A 15,137-nucleotide genomic window follows, 5' to 3' on the forward strand; every position below is an offset into this window, starting at 1 on the left:
GGCGACGACCCCGGCTATTTACGGCTTTTTTCTGATTTAGCTGTTATGTGTCATTTCATACCTCGTGGGTAGCCCGAGCGTGTGTCGGCGGCCAGGACGCCGGCCGCCGTGACCCATGGAGGTGTGGACCGGTGATCCAGATACGACTCGACAGCATCCACTGCGTGGAGAACACCGAGACCTTCGGCGAGGACGAGACGTTCGTGCTGGTCTCCACCGTCGACCTCGACCACACGGTCAGCGTCCAGGGCTTCCCCGTGCCGATCCCCGCGAGCCAGGTGGCGCTCTTCGGACCCCACAACCTCAACGACGGAGACACGGCCGACCTCAGGGAGTCCAAGCCGTTCTGGGGCCTGAACACGGGGATGCCCGCGAGCCTCCCCGACCCCGAGCGCGTGATCTCCCACGTCCAGCTGATGGAGCACGACTCGGGCTCTCCCTCGGCGACGCGGATGGCAGCCGAGGGGGCGGTGACCAGCGCGGTCTTCGGCGCCCTGGGCGCCAGTCGGCAGGTGATCTCCCAGCGGATCGCCCAGAGCGTCTCGGGAGCGGTGGCGATTCCCACCGGAGCCCCTGACTTCGAGGACCCGATCGGTGACCCGGTGGAGCTCACGTTCACCGCGGAGGAGGTCCAGCGGGCGGAGAGCGGCCAGTCCGTGGAGAAGGAGGTGACCATCACCGGGGACGGCGGGGAGTTCCGCCTGCGGTTCACCGCGTGGGGCGTCGTCTGGGCGCCGCCGCCCGTCCCCGCGCACGCGGCGGCGGCGCCCCAGTTCGAGTACGCGGGAGTTCCCAAGAACCTCGACGTCGCGGCCTTCGACCGCGACGGGGCGCTGAACATGATGTGGATCACCGGCACCGGCAGCTGGCACGGCCCGCTACGGGTGAGCCCGCCCGGCGTGGCGCCGGCCGGGGGGCCCGTGGCGATGGCGAAGCAGCACGACCGCCAGCTGGACGCCGTGTTCGTCGACGTCAACGGGTCGGTGAACGTGATGTGGGTGGTCGACGCCGGGGTCTGGCAGGGCCCGGTCGGTCTCACTCCGCCCGACGTGGCGCAGCGAGGCGTCCCCACCCCGGTCGCGCTGGGGAGACAGCTCACCCGGCAGCTGGACGCCGTCTTCGTCGACAAGGACGGGGCGGTCAACGTCATGTGGGTCGTCGGCACCGGGAAGTGGGAGGGTCCGGTCGGCATCAGCCCGCCCGACGTGGCCGGGCGGGGAATCCCCACCTCCGTCGCCCTCGCGCGGCAGCTCGACAACCAGCTGGACGCGGTCTTCGTCGACCGGGACGGGGCGGTGAACGTGATGTGGGTGGTCGACGCCGGGGTCTGGCAGGGCCCCGTCCGCCTCACCCCACCCGACACCGCGCCGCCCGGAGCCCCCGTCGCGCTGGCGAAGCAGAACGACCACCAGCTGGACGCGGTCTTCGTCGACCGGGACGGCGCGGTCAGCGTGATGTGGGTGGTCGACACGGGGGTCTGGCAGGGGCCGCACCCCATCAGCCCGCCCGGCGTCGCCTGGCCCGGGGCCACCGTGGCGCTGGCCAAGCAGCTCGGCAACCAGCTGGACGCCGTGTTCGTCGACGTCAACGGGTCGGTGAACGTGATGTGGATCGTCGACCCCGGCGAGTGGCAGGGCCCCGTCGGCCTCTCCCCGCCGAACACCGCGCCCGCCGACGCGGAGACGGGCACCGCCCCGGTCACCCTCGCGCGCCAGACCGGCAACCAGCTCGACGCCTTCTTCGTGAACGGCAACGGGACGGTCATGGTCATGTGGGTGATCGACACGGGCGCTTGGCAGGGACCGCATCCCATCACGCCCTGACCGGTCGTGCCCACCGTCCGCGAGTGCGCGGCCCCCGGGGCGGGTCCGCCGTCCCCACCAGGGACGACGCGGCGACACGGAGTTCGTGAAGTTATTCACATACTTGCCGGCGACCGCGCCCCCACCGCGGTGCCCTCGTCCCCTCGCGGCCGCCCCGCCCGCCACGTGACGTGCCTCACGGGCCGCCCAACGCCCGCCCTGACCTGCGACGTTGCCAGGATCGCCGGGGTCGGGCAGCGCGGGACGCGGAGTGTACCAGAATGTCCGACCAAGCTTGTGAAGGGGCTCACGAGCCTCCCTCCGGACGCGGGAGCATACTCGAAGACATGAGCACCACGGAGCGTCCCCGCATTCTCGTCGTGGGCGGTGGTTACGTCGGCCTGTACGCCGCCCGCAGGATCATGAAGAAGCTGCGGTACGGCGAGGCCACGGTCACCGTCGTCGACCCGCGCTCGTACATGACCTACCAGCCCTTCCTCCCCGAGGCCGCCGCCGGCAGCATCTCCCCCCGGCACGTCGTGGTGCCGCTGCGCCGGGTTCTCCCCAGGGCCGAGGTCCTCACCGGCCGCGTCACCACCATCGACCAGGACCGTCGGGTGGCCACCGTCGCCCCGCTCGTCGGCACCTCCTACGAGGTCCCCTTCGACTACCTGATCGTCGCCCTCGGCGCCGTCTCCCGCACCTTCCCCATCCCGGGCCTCGCCGAGCAGGGCATCGGCATGAAGGGCGTCGAGGAGGCCATCGGGCTGCGCAACCACGTGCTGGAGCAGCTGGACAAGGCCGACTCCACCACCGACGAGGAGGTCCGCCGCAAGGCGTTGACCTTCGTCTTCGTCGGCGGCGGCTTCGCCGGGGCGGAGACCGTCGGCGAGGTCGAGGACCTCGCCCGCGACGCCGTGAGGTACTACCCGACGCTCCGGCGCGAGGACATGCGCTTCGTCCTCGTCGACGTCGCCGACCGGATCCTCCCCGAGGTCGGTCCGAAGCTCGGCGAGTGGGGCCTGGAGCACCTGACCAGGCGCGGCGTCGAGGTCCACCTGAAGACCTCCGTCGTCTCCTGCGTCGACGGGCACGTGGAGCTGAGCAACGGCGTCACCGCCGACGCCGGCACCCTCGTGTGGACCGCGGGCGTCAAGCCCAACCCGGCGCTGGCCCGCTTCGGCCTCCCGCTCGGCCCCAAGGGCCACGTGGACACCGAGCCCACGCTCCAGGTCCGCGGCACCGACCACGTGTGGTCGGCCGGCGACAACGCGCAGATACCGGACCTGGCGGCGCGCGCGGCCGGCCAGGAGAACGCGTGGTGCCCGCCGAACGCGCAGCACGCGCTGCGCCAGGCGAAGGTGCTGGGCGACAACGTCATCGCCGCGCTGCGCGGCTTCCCGCAGCACGAGTACCGGCACGCCAGCCTGGGCGCGGTCGCCGGCCTCGGCCTGCGCAAGGGCGTCGCGATGATCCGGGTCGGCCCGCTCACCCTCCGCTTCCGCGGCCGGCTGGGCTGGTACCTGCACCGCAGCTACCACGGCATGGCCGTGCCGACGTGGAACCGGAAGGTGCGCGTCTTCGCCGAGTGGACGCTGGCGCTGTTCCTCAAGCGCGAGGTCGTCTCGCTCGGCGCGATGGAGCACCCGCGCGAGGAGTTCTACGAGGCCGCCGCGCCCGTCACGGCCTCGGCCGCCGCCCGCGAGGACCGCGAGCGGGACCAGGCCGGGGAGCGGGGCCGCCAGGCGGCGAAGGCCGGCTGACGAGGGCTCGCGGGACGCGAACGGGACACGGTGGCCGCTCCGGGGACGGGGCGGCCACCGTCGTCGTGGGGGCGCGGCGTCAGGCGCGGTGCCTCGCCCTCCCTCACCGGGCGCCGCCGCCCCGCCGGGGACCGAGGGACGACCGTCAGGGCGCCGGGGGCGTGTCCGTCGGCTGTCGCGGGAGCTCGAAGCGGCGCAGGTGCTCCAGGACCCGCTCGGCCGTGGGCCGCTCCATGTGACCGTCGACGCGGCCGTCGGCGAGGAAGACGACCCGGTCCGCGTAGGAGGCGGCGACCGGGTCGTGCGTCACCATCACCACCGTCTGGCCGAGTTCGCGCACCGAGTTGCGCAGGAAGCCGAGGATCTCGGCGCTGGCACGGGAGTCGAGGTTTCCCGTGGGTTCGTCCGCGAAGATGACGTCGGGCCGGCCGGCCAACGCGCGGGCGACCGCCACCCGTTGCTGCTGCCCGCCGGAGAGCTGTGCCGGCCGGTGGCGCAGCCGGTCGCGGAGGCCGACCGTGGCGATGACCCTGTCGAGCCAGTCGGGGTCCGGCCTGCGGCCCGCGATCTCCATCGGGAGTCGGATGTTCTCCAGGGCGTTGAGCATCGGCATCAGGTTGAAGGACTGGAAGACGAACCCCACGCGGTCGCGGCGCAGCCGCGTCAACGAGCGGTCGTTCAGCGACGTCAGCTCGGTGTCGCCGATGCGGGTGGAGCCGGACGACACGGTGTCCAGGCCCGCCATGCAGTGCATGAGGGTGGACTTGCCCGAGCCCGAGGGGCCCATGATCGCGGTGTACTCGCCCTGGCGGAACGCGACGGAGACCTCGTCGACGGCGACGACCCGGGTGGGGCCCGTTCCGTAGGTCTTGGTGAGCTTGTTGGCCTCGGCGACGACGGCTGACACCTGGTGCGCCTCCCACTCGACGGCTCGATGGTTCGACGGTGCGGCGGACGGACGGTTGGGAGCTCGGCAGTTCGACGGGGTACGTCCCGCAGGTCCCATCGTGACCCAGCGTTCGCCCGTTCGTCATTCGCCGGGGAGCGGGTTTCGCATCGTCCCTGGGTAGGAGCCTCCCCGGATGCACGTGCATTCATTCTGTGCGCACGCGTGCGCAGAGGGTGGATTTGCGTCATTCCCACGCCGGGGTTACCAGCCAGTCATACGCGTGACCGGGACGTCACCCCTGACAGGACATCAGGGGCTCATAAAATCAGACAACATCCGTAAGAGACACCGCTGTTCAGGGGAGAGTCACCGTTAAGCTCAGTTGGGAGCCCCACAAGGCGCGCACTCCAAACGGCCTGGGAACCGTGCCCGGATGGTGGAATGTAGACACGGTGAGCTTAAAACTCGCTGGCCCCCTCGGGCCGTGCCGGTTCAAGTCCGGCTCCGGGCACTCCCACGGGTCGCAGCGCGGCCCCTCCCGGCCTGGCGGCGTGCCGCCGCGCAAGCCGTGCGCCGGCCGGCGTCGGTGAGGCGGCGGACCGGCTTCCACCAGGGCCCCCACCCGGCCCTCACCCGGAAGGGCGGCCAGGGCCGCCCAAGCCGGTACCAGCTCGGAACAGTCGAGCCCTTCCGCTCGTTTCTCCCTATGCACTACCGTGCGGTCTTTGCTAAAGCATTACTCTGGTGGTCAAGGCCGCGCCGTGCGGCCATGGAGGAGTGAGATGAGGAGTAGCAACCCGGTCTTCACGCGTCGGGGGTTCAGTCGGGACGGTGGCTACGCCGGCTTCAACGCCGGACCGCAGCTGGCGACCGGGACTCCGTACGCGGGCAGCCCCACCAACCCCTACGCCCAGCCGCAGGTGGGACCCGACGGCACCGTGACGCCGCCGGCCGCCCCGCCGCGCGGTGGCGTGATGACGATCGACAGCGTCGTCTCGCGTACCGCCCTCACCCTGGGCACCGTGATCGTCGCGGCCGCGGCCGCGTGGATCTCGGACATGCCCCTCGGCCTGGGCTTCCTCTTCGCCCTCGTCGGCATGGGCCTGGCCCTGTGGCAGTCCTTCCGGCGCAAGGCGTCCCCGCCGCTGATCCTGGCGTACGCGGTGGCCGAGGGTCTCTTCCTCGGCACCATCAGCGCCGCGATCAACGCCGCCGCCCCCGGCGCGGCGATGCAGGCGGTGCTCGGCACGATGGCGGTCTTCGCCGGCGTGCTCTTCATGTACAAGCAGCGGATCATCCGGGTCACGGCGCGCTTCACGCGCTTCGTGATGGCCGCGGCCATCGGCTTCGTGCTGCTGTCGGCGGTCAACCTCATCGTCGCCGTCATCGGTGACGGGAACGGCCTGGGTCTGCGCGACGGCGGCCTCGGCGTGCTGTTCGGCATCGCGGGCGTCGTGCTCGGTGCCTGCTTCCTCGCCCTCGACTTCAAGATGGTCGAGGACGGCGTGGCGTACGGCGCGCCGGAGGAGGAGTCGTGGCTGGCGGCCTTCGGGCTGACCCTGACCCTCGTCTGGATCTACCTGGAGTTCCTGCGGCTGGTGTACATCCTGCAGGGCGAGTAGCGGGTGCGCGCCCAGTGCGCGCACCCATGGCACGCGGAGGGCCCGCTGGACAACGTCCGTCCCGCGTGCCCTCCGCGTGCCATGGGAACGGGGTGTCAGAAGCGCTGGGAGCCGAGCAGCGCGAGCGCGGCGCTCAGCTCCGCCTCGGCGTCCGGGCCCGGCGGCGCGGCGCGCAGGGCCTCCACCAGGTCGTGCCCGGCGACGGCGAGCTGGTCGCCGACGGCGTAGATCCCCGCGTCCGGGAGCTCACGCTCCCGCGGCGACGGACCGCCCGCCGCACCGGCGGGGGCCGGCGACTCGCCTGGTTCGGCCGGCAGAGCCGACCCCCCTGGTTCGGCCGGCAGAGCCGGACGTGTCGGGTCCGGCGGCTCCAGGCGGTGGGCGCGGCGCGCCAGCTCCCGGGCCAGTGCGAGCCCGCGAGCGGCGGCGCCCCGGCGCAGGGCGCTCTCCGGCAGCGCGCGCAGCCGGTCACTGAGCCGCTCCACCAGCGCGTCGAGCGCGTCGAGGGTCTCGGGCGCGCCGACGGCGCCGTTCCGCGCGCCGGGCCCCGGAGGCGAAGCGCTCATCGCCTGCGCGTGGAGGTGGCGACGACGCGGTCCACGAGCAGGTAGACGCTTTCCTCTCCGCAGGAGAACGTCAGCGCGTAGGCGCCGGCGATGCCCGAGCCGCCCATCAGCACCGGCTCGTGGCCGTCGCGCACGGCCGCCGCGAGCCGCTCCGCGGCCTGCCGGTGGCTGGGGGAGAGACACAGCGTGGTGCCGTCGGCGAAGAGGAGGACGTCGAGGGTGCCCAGCGGGCCCGGCCTGACCTCGGTGAGCGGCGTGCGGGCCTCGGCGAGCTGGGAGAGGCGGGCGGCGGTGCGCTGGTGGGAGCGGTCCACGGGCTCGCCGGTCAGCGTGTACCCGGGGTGGGAGGGGTGGCGGCGGCGGGCGGCGGCCAGCTCCGCCGCGTCGGGGCGTTCGCCCCGTCCCGCGCCCGGCTCCTCGTCCTCGTGCTCGTCCTCGTCGGCGTCGCCCTCGTACTCCTCGTCGACCTCGTACGCCTCGTCGTGGTCGGCGCTCTCGCCGTGCTCGGCGTCGTCGGGCCCGTCCAGCTCGCGCAGCGCGGCCGTGGCGGCGTCGGCGGCCGACTCCGCGTCGGGTTGGGGCTCGTCCAGGCCCTCCAGACCCTCCAGGCCCTCCAGACCGGGCTGGCGCGGTACGAACACCACGCCGTCGCGCAGCGGCGTGGCGTACCCGGAGTCGCTCAGCAGGTACCGCTCCAGGAGGGCGTCCAGCAGCTCCTCGTCGGCGGGGGTGACGCCGCCCCGCCCGAGGCCCGAACCGCCAGGCAGCGGCCCCCGGGCCCTACCCGGCGCCGTCCCGGCCTCGCTGGCCTCGCGCGCCTCCCGGGCCTCCTGCTCCGCCCAGTACGCGCGGGCCTCGGCCAGCTCCCGCTCGCGCTCGGCCGCCAGCGCCTCCGCGACGGCGCTGTGGATCGCCTGCTCGGGAGCGTGCCTGGCCGGGGGAACGGTGGCCCGCGAGGGCCCGGTCAGCTCGGCGCGCAGCGCCGCGATGTCCGCCCGCAGGCCGCGGGCGGTGTGCAGGGCCGCGACGCCCAGGCCCACGGCGGTGCCTGCGGTCGCCAGGAGAATGACGGATATGGCGCTCACGGACTCGCTCCCAGTGCTCGTGGTCCCTGATTTCTTATCTCAGGTTTCCGTGACACGGCCACGCGGGGCAGTCCGAAACGTCACGAATCGGGCGGGACTTTCGCCCCATGCGCCCCCACGCGACCCCTTCTGAGCTGCGGCGTTGCCGATGCGACGCGGCGTGCATCACATCCCGGGTCCGCTTCGGTATCGCTGCTATATACGCGGCGCCCGGTGGCGGTCGCGGGGGCTCACGTGACAGCCGCGTGGTCGGCGTTCCCCTGACCGCCGCCCGCGGACTCCGTCCGCTCCTCCGGCAGGCCGCGCCGACGCCGCAGGCGCAGCAGCGCCCACGGCGTGCGCCGGCCCTGGCTCTCGGCCGCCGCCACCTCCGTGCCGCCCTCCTCCGCGGCGGCGACGGCGGCGCGCGCCACCGGCATCAGCCGCTCGCGCGGCGGGAGGGCCGGCCGCTCCTCGGGCCAGGCGTCCAGCGCCGAGCAGAGCGTCGGCAGCAGCGCCATGGCGGCCGTGGCGTACCCCTCGGCCGACGGGTGGTACTGGTCGGGCCCGAAGAGCTCCCGGGGGTGGGCGGCGAACTCCGGCCCGAGCAGGTCGCCGAGCGAGACGGTCCTGCCGCCGAGCTCCACGGCGGCGATGGTCTGGGCCGCGGCCAGCTGGCGGCACAGCCGTCGGGCGACCCACCGCAGCGGCGGGGGCACCGGCTCCACCGTGCCGAGGTCGGGACAGGTGCCGACGATGACCTGGCTGCCGGCGGTGCGCAGCCGCGTCACCGCCTCGGCCAGGTGCTTCACCGAGCGTGCCGGGGGCACCCGGCCGGTGACGTCGTTGGCGCCGATCATGATCACGCAGACGTCGGGGACGGGCGCCCTGCCCGGCTCGGTCAGCAGCAGCGACACCTGCCGTTCGAGGTCGTCGGAGCGGGCACCGGAGAGCGCCACGCTGTGCAGCTCCACGGTGCGCTCCGAGACGGCCGCCAGGCCGGAGGCGAGGAGTGCGCCCGGGGTCTGCGCGGCGCGGTGGACGCCCTGGCCGGCGGCGGTGGAGTCGCCGAGCATCGCCAGCCGCCACGGCGGGCCGGGGGTGGCGGCGAACGCCGTGCCGTAGACGCCGTCGGCGACGGGCGGCTCCTGGCTGGGTCCGCCGCTCAGCCGGCGGCGGGCGTACTGCACCTCCGTCAACAGCAGCCCGGCCGCCGCGCCGCCGAGCAGACCGATGCCACCGCCCCCGTAGGCCGCGGCGGTCGCGATCCTGCGTGCCACCCTCGCCCTCGACGACATCGCCCGCTGCGCCTCCTCGCGTCTCCGCGTCGGCCCGAGTCCCGGCCGGCTACTCATGCTCTGCCCAGCGCGAGAGGCCGCGCAACGCACTAGGGTGCACTCGGTACGGACCGTAGGCCCGGTACCAGACATACTCGGATTAATGGAGATCCAGGTGCAGTATTACGAGTCGGTGATCGATCTTGTGGGCAACACCCCGTTGGTGCGGCTCGGTCGGGTGACGGAGGGGATCGCCGCCACGGTGCTGGCGAAGGTCGAGTACCTGAACCCGGGTGGCTCGGTCAAGGACCGGATCGCGCTGACCATGATCGAGGCCGCCGAGCGCTCGGGGGAGCTGCGCCCCGGCGGCACCATCGTCGAGCCGACCTCCGGCAACACCGGCGTCGGCCTCGCCATCGTCGCCCAGCAGCGCGGCTACCGCTGCGTCTTCGTCGTCCCCGACAAGGTCTCCACGGACAAGATCAACACGCTGCGGGCCTACGGCGCCGAGGTCGTCGTCTGCCCCACGGCCGTGGCCCCGGAGCACCCCGACTCCTACTACAACGTCTCCGACCGCCTGGTCAGGGAGACCCCCGGCGCGTGGAAGCCCGACCAGTACAGCAACCCGGGCAACCCGCTCTCGCACTACCAGACCACCGGCCCGGAGCTGTGGGAGCAGACGGGTGGCCGCATCACGCACTTCGTCGCCGGCATCGGCACGGGCGGCACGATCTCGGGGGTCGGCAGGTACCTGAAGGAGGCCAGCGACGGCCGGGTGCGCGTCGTCGGCGCCGACCCCGAGGGGTCGGTCTACTCGGGCGGCACCGGCCGCCCCTACCTGGTGGAGGGCGTCGGCGAGGACTTCTGGCCGGACGCCTACGACCGGGGCGTGGCCGACGAGGTGGTGGCCGTCTCCGACAAGGACTCCTTCCAGATGACCCGGCGGCTCGCGCGCGAGGAGGGCCTGCTGGTGGGCGGCTCCTGCGGCATGGCGGTGGTCGCGGCGCTGGACGTGGCGCGGCGCCTCGGGCCGGACGACGTGGTGGTGGTGCTGCTGCCCGACGGCGGTCGCGGGTACCTCAGCAAGATCTTCAACGACGAGTGGATGGCCGACTACGGCTTCCTGGAGGGCGGCGAGCCGCAGTCGCGCGTCGCCGACGTGCTGCGGCGCAAGCAGGGCGACATGCCCTCGCTCGTCCACATGCACCCGGACGAGACCGTGGGCGAGGCGATCGAGGTGCTGCGCGAGTACGGCGTCTCGCAGATGCCGGTGGTGAAGCCGGGCGCCGGGCACCCGGACGTGATGGCGGCCGAGGTCGTCGGCTCGGTGGTGGAGAAGGAACTGCTGGACGCGCTCTTCAGCAAGCGCGCCGGGCTCGCCGACCGGCTGGAGGAGCACATGAGCCCGCCCCTGCCGCAGGTCGGCTCGGGTGAGCCGGTGGGGGACCTGATGGCGGTGCTGCGCGCGGCGGACGCGGCGATAGTGCTGGTGGAGGGGAAGCCGGTCGGGGTCGTCAGCCGTCAGGACCTGCTGACGTTCCTCGCCGAGGGCGTCTGAGCCCGCCGCCCGCGAGGGGCGGCGAGGCGGCGGGAGACCGGAGCCGTCCCGGGCGGGAGGGGAGTGTGAGGGCCGTCACGCGCCGTGACGCTGTGGCCGTGGAACCGATGCCGAAGTGTCACGGCCGGGCAACGCCTCGTTAACACCGGTCCGGCACAGTTATGGATGTCGGCACCAAGGACCTCCGGAGCGGCTCCCGGACCTCCCTGGTCGCCCGGACGCGAGGCCCCGACCCGGCCCGCGTCCCCGCGGGGACCGCCGTCGTCCCGCCCCTGGCGCCTTCGTCGCCGGGGTGCGGCGGTCCCCGCCAACACCTCCCCCTCCTCCCCGCGGCCTCACGCCGACGGCCCGCACGGGGCGATCCCGTGCGGGCCGTCGGGCACGTGCGTCGCGGTGCCGGCGGGGCGACCTCAGTCCCAGTCGGAGGACGGGGGACTGTCGGCACGCCGCAGCCGCCCCCAGGCGTAGCTGAGGTTGACACCGACGATGCCGCCCCAGCAGACCAGCAGGCCCGCCAGCTCGGCCTGGGCCGCGGCGATCGCGGAGAGCGGGATGGCCAGCACCAACGACAGCGCTGCCAGGCCGAACGCCGGCCCGGGGCCGCGCGACTCCTCCGGCTGTCCGGCCCGCCCGCCGCGGGCGATCACCATCTGCTGCTCGGCGAGCTGGCGGCGCAGGCGCTTCTCGACGGTGGCGTCGATCCGCTGCTCGACCTTCTCCAGGAACGACTCGACGAGCTCGTCCTCGTACGCCGCGCCGAGCTCCTTGCGGGTCTGCACCGCGGCGTCGAGATCTCCCTTGAGATCCCCGCCGAGCTCCATGCCGCGGTCACGTCCGGGGTCACGAGAACTCATCATGCCTCCCACGGTAGCCACATGGCGCGGCGCCGACAGGGGGGTTAGCCCCCCTCTTGCGGTGGGTCACGCCTCACCCCCGGACTCGGCCACGAGCTCCGCGAGGGTCTGGCCGCGGCGCACCACGGTGAAGGAGACCGGGTCCTCCTCGGCCGAGAAACCGTATACAACCGGTCGTGGCAGAGCGTTGTATCCGAACGGCGTCGAGAAGTAGTACGCACCCGTGTCGAGCAGCGCCGTCAGGTCTCCCGCGGCCAGCTCCGGCAGCTCGCGGTCCCGCGCCACGAGGTCCCCGGCGAAACAGCACGGACCCGCGACGTCCTGGCGACGCAACGTGCCCGTCTTCGGCCGGCCCTGAGGGTCGTAGGCGGCGACCCGGATCGGCCACGACTCGGGGGCGAACACGGTCCTCGTGGCGACCTGCGCCCCGGCGTGGGTCACGGCGATGGGGCGGCCACCGGCCGACTTCGCGTACTCCACCCGCGCCAGGACCAGCCCGGCCTTCGCCAGCAGCGAGCGGCCGAACTCGGTGACCAGGCGGTACCGGCCGTCGAAGAGCCCCGGCACCTCCCGCCGCAGCAGCCGCGCGTACGCGGCGAAGGTCGGCGTGGTGTCCTCGGAGGCGAAGTTGACCGGCAGCCCGCCGCCGATGTCGAGGGTGTCGACGCGGTGAGCGCCGACCGCCGCGTTGATCTCCTCGGCGAGCTCGTACGTGGCGCGCACCCCCGCGGCCATCAGCGTCAGGGGCACGCCCTGGGAGCCGACGTGGCAGTGGATCCGCGTCAGCCAGGGCCGCTCCCGGTAGGCGTTCACCACCCACTCGCGGGCGCCGTCGTCCGCGAGCGCCACGCCGAACTTCGAGGTGGCGGTCGCCGTGCTCATCGCGTCGATGCTGCCGGCACCCAGCTGTGGGTTGATGCGCAGGCCGAGCCCGCCCACCGGGGGACGGTCGCCGCGGGCGGCGACCAGCTCGTCGAGCCGGGCGAGCTCCTGCGGGTTGTCCGCGTTGAGCGCGATGCCGACGTCCAGGGCCTCGCGCAGCTCCGTCATCGTCTTGGCGGGGGAGTCGAGCACGATGTGCTCCGGCGCCACGCCGGCCGCGCGGGCCAGCGCCAGCTCGCCGGGGCTGGCCACCTCGCAGCCGACGCCGAGCTCGTCCAGCAGCCGCAGCACCGGCACGAGCGAGCCGGCCTTCACGGCGAAGGTGTGCAGCACCTCCTGGCCGGGCGCCAGCACCTCCTCGAACGCGCCGTGGAGGGCCCGCGCGGCCTCGCGCACGGCGTCGAGGTCCAGCAGCGCCACGAGCGGCTCCTCGTCGCTGAGGAAGCCCCGCTCGACGGCCGCGCGCACGGCGCGGTCGCGCCGCCCGGCGCGGGCGCGGTCCTCGCGCCGCACCGCCTCCTCCCCGTCCGTCCGCTCCCCGTCCGTCGGGTCCCCGTGCTCCTCGCGCACCCCGTCGCCCACCTGGCCCCCCTCGTCGCGCTGGCCGCCCCGGCCGCGCTGGTCGATGTCGTCCACCATGCCCTCCAGCCAAGCACGCCGGCTCGGCGCCGCAACGCGGGGTAGGGGTATGGGGAGAGCGGGGCCGGGAACCCGTCGGGCACGGCTCGTGACGGCCACGCCGGACGCCCGAGGTGACGTGTCCGCTCACGAGCAGCACACTCGTAGAGGGACGAGCGAAGCGGGAGGGTCAGGGGTGTCGCTGAGCGCGCAGACGTACTGGGCGGAGCACGCATGGCTCAACGGCACCGTCGAGCCCGGCGTGGTCCTGGCCGCCGCCGACACCGGGTACCTCACGGCCGTGCGCCCCGAGACGCCCGAGCCCCCCGCCGGCGCCGTCACGCTGCGCGGCCTGACCATCCCCGGCCTGGCCAACGCCCACAGCCACTTCTTCCACCGCGCGCTGCGCGCCACCGTCCAGACCGGCGGCGGCACGTTCTGGACCTGGCGCGAGGGCATGTACCACACGGCCGAGCGGCTCGACCCCGACTCCTGCCACGAGCTGGCCCGCGCCGTCTACGCCGAGATGGCGCTGGCCGGCATCACCTGCGTCGGCGAGTTCCACTACGTCCACCACGGCCCCGACGGGGAGCCGTACCGCCCGCGCCACGCCATGGGGCAGGCGCTGCTGGCCGCCGCCGAGGAGGCCGGCATCCGCATCACCCTCCTCGACACCTGCTACCTCTCCTCGGGCTTCGGACAGCCCCCCACCCGCCAGCAGCGGCGGTTCTCCGACGGAAGCGTCGACGCCTGGGCCGAGCGGGCCGACGGGCTGCGCGCCGCGGCCCTCGCCTCCGGCGACGGTCGAGCGCGCGTCGGCGCCGCCATCCACTCCGTGCGGGCGGTGCCCGCCGACGCGCTGTCGACCGTCGCCGGCTGGGCCCGGGAGCGGCGCGCCCCGCTCCACCTCCACCTGTCCGAGCAGCCCGCCGAGAACGACGCCTGCCGCCGCGCCCACGACCGCACCCCCACCCGGCTGCTGTCCGACCACGGCGTCCTCGGCCCGCACACCACCGCCGTCCACGCCACGCACCTGACGGAGGACGACATCGCGCTGCTGGGCCGCAGCGCCACCCGGATCTGCCTGTGCCCCACCACCGAGCGCGACCTGGCCGACGGCATGGGCCCGGCCGCCCGGCTGCGGCGCGCCGGCAGCCCGCTGTGCCTGGGCAGCGACAGCCACGCCGCGATCGACCTCTTCGAGGAGGCGCGGGGCATCGAGCTCCACGAGCGGCTGCGCACCCGCACCCGCGGCCACTTCACCGCAGCGCAGCTGCTGCGGGCCGCCACCGAGGGCGGCCACGCCTCGCTCGGCTGGCCGGAGGCCGGGCGCCTGGAGCCGGGGGCGCTGGCCGACTTCACCACGGTCGCGCTGGACTCCATCCGCACGGCGGGCCCGCCGACGCACCTGGCGACCGAGGCCGTGGTCTACGCGGCGACCGCCGCCGACGTGCGGCACACCGTCGTGGCCGGCCGGCACGTGGTGCGCGACGGCGCGCACCAGCTGGTGCACGACGCGGCGCGCAGCCTCAGCCGCACCGTCACCAGGCTGCGCCGGGCCCGCTGAGCGGCGGCGGAGGCTGCGGCGCCGCGTACACGGGCGGCAGGGACGGGCGGGCGCGCGGCGGGCCGAGCAGCCCACCCAACGCCAGCAGCGCGAAGCCCGCCACCGCCACCCAGGGCCCGGCCATCAGCTCGAACGCCGGATCGCCCGAGCCGCCGATCTCCTCGGCGGCGTCCATCAGGCCGACCGCCAGCAGGACGGTGGCGACCACGCCGAAGGCCCCGGTCAGGGCGGCGAGGGCTCGCAGCGCCGCGCGGGAGCCGCTCACCGGCTGCGGCCAGCACGCGAGCAGCGCGGTCAGCGACGCCGCCAGGGCGTTCAGCCAGCACAGGTACTGGAGGTGGGCGTACGCGAAGCCGCCGAGCGCCTCGCGCGCGTCGTCCCCGTGGAAGGCCCCCGCCACGGCGTTGATCCGCAGGGACTCGTCCGCCGACTCCTCGACCTCGAAGGTGATCCACTCCAGGGCGCCCATGCCGAGGCCGAGGACGAGCAGGCCCACCAGCGCGACGAAGAACCCCGCCGAGGGCGGCGGCGCGGTCGGCGGGGGTAAGGAGGCGGCGGGGTACGGGGGAGGGGGAGACGGTGCCCCCGGCGGAGGCGGCGGAGGGAAGCCCATGGTCACCCAGGGTCCTCGTCACGGACACGGCTTGTCCATACCCCGTCCTGCTCCCACACCCT

General features: G+C 74.1%; 12 protein-coding genes and 1 tRNA gene. 6 read left to right on the forward strand and 7 right to left on the reverse strand.

From position 1 onward, the window contains the following. Positions 1-131 precede the first annotated feature (131 nt). Both ACTWP5_RS23890 and ACTWP5_RS23895 read left to right on the forward strand, forming a co-directional pair. Complete coding sequence (locus ACTWP5_RS23890) at positions 132-1,823, forward strand: hypothetical protein (RefSeq protein ID WP_443223147.1); 1,692 nt, start codon at positions 132-134, stop codon at positions 1,821-1,823. 326 nt (positions 1,824-2,149) lie between these two features. Continuing rightward, positions 2,150-3,565, forward strand: coding sequence for an NAD(P)/FAD-dependent oxidoreductase (locus ACTWP5_RS23895; protein ID WP_443223148.1), 1,416 nt, complete (start codon positions 2,150-2,152; stop codon positions 3,563-3,565). Between the two features lie 145 nt (positions 3,566-3,710). Here ACTWP5_RS23895 and ACTWP5_RS23900 read toward each other — a convergent pair whose 3' ends face one another. After that, entirely contained in the window at positions 3,711-4,571 is an 861-nt protein-coding gene (locus ACTWP5_RS23900) for an ABC transporter ATP-binding protein (protein ID WP_443223149.1), read from the reverse strand. Positions 4,572-4,881: 310 nt separating this feature from the next. Between ACTWP5_RS23900 and ACTWP5_RS23905 the strand changes: the two genes are divergently transcribed. Next, positions 4,882-4,965 (forward strand) — tRNA-Leu (locus ACTWP5_RS23905). 271 nt (positions 4,966-5,236) lie between these two features. Beyond that, on the forward strand, positions 5,237-6,076 hold the full coding sequence (locus ACTWP5_RS23910; protein WP_443223150.1) for a Bax inhibitor-1/YccA family protein: 840 nt from the start codon (positions 5,237-5,239) through the stop codon (positions 6,074-6,076). Positions 6,077-6,171: 95 nt separating this feature from the next. Here the strand turns inward: ACTWP5_RS23910 and ACTWP5_RS23915 are convergent, their stop codons facing one another. From ACTWP5_RS23915 to ACTWP5_RS23925, 3 genes are all read right to left on the reverse strand, one after another. After that, complete coding sequence (locus ACTWP5_RS23915; RefSeq protein ID WP_443223151.1) at positions 6,172-6,642, reverse strand: hypothetical protein; 471 nt, start codon at positions 6,640-6,642, stop codon at positions 6,172-6,174. Further along, positions 6,639-7,727 carry a hypothetical protein gene (locus tag ACTWP5_RS23920; RefSeq protein WP_443223152.1) on the reverse strand — a complete coding sequence of 363 codons (1,089 nt, stop codon included), beginning with the start codon at positions 7,725-7,727 and terminating at the stop codon, positions 6,639-6,641. Before ACTWP5_RS23920 ends, ACTWP5_RS23915 begins: the two co-directional genes overlap by 4 nt. 230 nt (positions 7,728-7,957) lie before the next feature. Further along, positions 7,958-8,986 carry an SGNH/GDSL hydrolase family protein gene (locus ACTWP5_RS23925; protein WP_443223153.1) on the reverse strand — a complete coding sequence of 343 codons (1,029 nt, stop codon included), beginning with the start codon at positions 8,984-8,986 and terminating at the stop codon, positions 7,958-7,960. Positions 8,987-9,146: 160 nt separating this feature from the next. Here ACTWP5_RS23925 and ACTWP5_RS23930 point away from each other — a divergent pair, with 160 nt between their 5' ends. Beyond that, positions 9,147-10,541, forward strand: coding sequence for a cystathionine beta-synthase (locus tag ACTWP5_RS23930; RefSeq protein WP_443223154.1), 1,395 nt, complete (start codon positions 9,147-9,149; stop codon positions 10,539-10,541). Positions 10,542-10,951: 410 nt separating this feature from the next. Here the strand turns inward: ACTWP5_RS23930 and ACTWP5_RS23935 are convergent, their stop codons facing one another. Next, a complete protein-coding gene (locus ACTWP5_RS23935) occupies positions 10,952-11,395 on the reverse strand; it encodes a hypothetical protein (RefSeq protein ID WP_443223221.1) in 444 nt (147 codons plus the stop codon). Positions 11,396-11,461: 66 nt separating this feature from the next. Next, positions 11,462-12,916 carry a diaminopimelate decarboxylase gene (locus tag ACTWP5_RS23940; protein ID WP_443223155.1) on the reverse strand — a complete coding sequence of 485 codons (1,455 nt, stop codon included), beginning with the start codon at positions 12,914-12,916 and terminating at the stop codon, positions 11,462-11,464. Between the two features lie 175 nt (positions 12,917-13,091). Between ACTWP5_RS23940 and ACTWP5_RS23945 the strand changes: the two genes are divergently transcribed. Next, positions 13,092-14,462, forward strand: a complete 1,371-nt coding sequence (locus tag ACTWP5_RS23945) for a formimidoylglutamate deiminase (protein ID WP_443223156.1) — start codon at positions 13,092-13,094, stop codon at positions 14,460-14,462. Here ACTWP5_RS23945 and ACTWP5_RS23950 read toward each other — a convergent pair. After that, positions 14,437-15,081, reverse strand: a complete 645-nt coding sequence (locus tag ACTWP5_RS23950; protein ID WP_443223157.1) for a hypothetical protein — start codon at positions 15,079-15,081, stop codon at positions 14,437-14,439. The two genes, ACTWP5_RS23945 and ACTWP5_RS23950, sit on opposite strands and share 26 nt — an antisense overlap. Positions 15,082-15,137 lie beyond the last annotated feature (56 nt).

This window comes from Streptomyces sp. 4N509B (assembly GCF_052245655.1).
Lineage (GTDB): Bacteria > Actinomycetota > Actinomycetes > Streptomycetales > Streptomycetaceae > Streptomyces.

Bases quoted from the DNA above. Each gene is read 5' to 3' on its own strand.
- ACTWP5_RS23910 (WP_443223150.1), top strand. From the start codon at position 5,237: ATGAGGAGTAGCAACCCGGTCTTCACGCGTCGGGGGTTCAGTCGGGAC.
- ACTWP5_RS23895 (WP_443223148.1), top strand. From the start codon at position 2,150: ATGAGCACCACGGAGCGTCCCCGCATTCTCGTCGTGGGCGGTGGTTAC.
- ACTWP5_RS23930 (WP_443223154.1), top strand. From the start codon at position 9,147: ATGGAGATCCAGGTGCAGTATTACGAGTCGGTGATCGATCTTGTGGGC.
- ACTWP5_RS23940 (WP_443223155.1), bottom strand. From the start codon at position 12,916: ATGGTGGACGACATCGACCAGCGCGGCCGGGGCGGCCAGCGCGACGAG.
- ACTWP5_RS23935 (WP_443223221.1), bottom strand. From the start codon at position 11,395: ATGAGTTCTCGTGACCCCGGACGTGACCGCGGCATGGAGCTCGGCGGG.
- ACTWP5_RS23915 (WP_443223151.1), bottom strand. From the start codon at position 6,642: ATGAGCGCTTCGCCTCCGGGGCCCGGCGCGCGGAACGGCGCCGTCGGC.
- ACTWP5_RS23900 (WP_443223149.1), bottom strand. From the start codon at position 4,571: ATGGGACCTGCGGGACGTACCCCGTCGAACTGCCGAGCTCCCAACCGT.